The 747-nt window shown below is 44.8% G+C and carries 1 protein-coding gene; it reads right to left on the minus strand.

Going from position 1 to position 747, the window contains the following annotated elements; all coding sequences use genetic code 11:
- Window positions 1-7 precede the first annotated feature (7 nt).
- Window positions 8-747: elongation factor Tu (locus EOK74_RS20715; RefSeq protein WP_133472026.1), on the minus strand; the 740-nt coding region annotated here is incomplete at its 5' end.

Consider the following 747-nt stretch of genomic DNA (forward strand, 5'->3'; position numbering starts at 1 on the left):
TTTAGAACTAGTCTAAAATCTTAGCAACAACACCCGCACCTACTGTACGGCCACCTTCACGGATTGCGAAGCGTAAACCTTCGTCCATCGCGATTGGGTTGATAAGCTCTACTTTGAACTTAAGGTTGTCACCAGGCATTACCATTTCTACGCCTTCAGGAAGCTCTACAGCACCTGTTACGTCAGTTGTACGGAAGTAGAACTGTGGACGGTAGCCTTTGAAGAATGGAGTATGACGGCCACCTTCATCTTTAGACAATACATATACTTCTGCTTCGAAGTTAGTGTGTGGGTTGATTGAACCTGGCTTAGCTAATACTTGACCACGCTCTACGTCTTCACGCTTAGTACCACGTAACAACGCACCAACGTTCTCACCAGCACGACCTTCGTCAAGAAGCTTACGGAACATCTCTACACCAGTACAAGTAGACTTAGTTGTATCTTTGATACCAACGATTTCTACTTCGTCACCTGTGCGTAAAATTCCACGCTCAACACGACCTGTTACAACCGTACCACGACCTGAAATTGAGAATACATCTTCAATTGGAAGTAGGAAAGGCTTGTCAACATCACGCTCTGGCTCTGGGATGTATGAATCTAGCGCTTCTGCTAGTTCAACAATCTTCGCTTCCCATTCTGCTTCGCCTTCAAGTGCTTTAAGAGCAGAACCTTGGATTACTGGTAAGTCGTCACCTGGGAATTCGTATTCTGAAAGTAATTCACGTACTTCCATTTCTACTA

It is taken from the genome of Paraglaciecola marina, from assembly GCF_004360155.1.
Lineage (GTDB): Bacteria > Pseudomonadota > Gammaproteobacteria > Enterobacterales > Alteromonadaceae > Paraglaciecola > Paraglaciecola marina.